This window comes from Nocardia araoensis NBRC 100135 (assembly GCF_000308435.1).
GTDB lineage: Bacteria > Actinomycetota > Actinomycetes > Mycobacteriales > Mycobacteriaceae > Nocardia > Nocardia araoensis.
Genome location: NZ_BAFR01000013.1, coordinates 1 through 632, shown reverse-complemented (window position 1 = coordinate 632; position 632 = coordinate 1). Strand labels below are relative to the sequence as shown.

The window sequence follows — 632 nt, the reverse complement described above, 5'->3', positions numbered from 1 at the left end:
CCTTTCCTCGGGTGCCGCGCCCGGTCCGGACGCCGGTCACCTATGAGCTGTCGAATCCGTCATCTCGATGACGGACCGCGGAGCGGAAAGGTGACCGATGCCCACCGAAGACGTCTCGGCGCGGGAATTCGAAGCCCAGCGCGACCACCTGCACGCGGTCGCCTACCGCATGCTCGGCTCACCGAGCGAGGCCGACGACGCGGTGCAGGAGACCTGGCTGCGGCTTTCCCGCCACGACGTCGAGGACGTGCGCAACCTCCCCGGCTGGCTCACCACCGTCGTGTCCCGGATCTGCCTGGACATGTTGCGCGCCAGGACGGCGCGGCGCGAGGAACCGCTGGATCACCCGCCGCTCGACAGCGGCGCCGAGGAGAACGAACCGGAGCGTGAAGCGGTCCTGGTCGAGTCCGTCGGCCGGGCGCTGCTGGTGGTGCTCGACCGGCTCGACCCCGACGAGCGAGTCGCGTTCGTCCTGCACGACCTGTTCGCGGTGCCGTTCGACGAAATCGCGCCGATCGTCGGCCGCACCACGCCGACCACCAAGAAGCTGGCCAGCCGCGCCCGGCAGCGCGTGCGGGGCGTGGAGGTCACGGAACAACTCACCGCGCAGCGACACGTCGTCGAGGCGTTTC

1 protein-coding gene is annotated in these 632 nt (G+C 70.3%); it reads left to right on the top strand.

Features of this window, described 5'->3' with window-relative positions:
- Nucleotides 1–97: 97 nt before the first annotated feature.
- Nucleotides 98–632 (top strand): sigma-70 family RNA polymerase sigma factor (locus tag ON21_RS02495; RefSeq protein ID WP_039794867.1); only part of this gene is annotated, 535 nt, incomplete at its 3' end.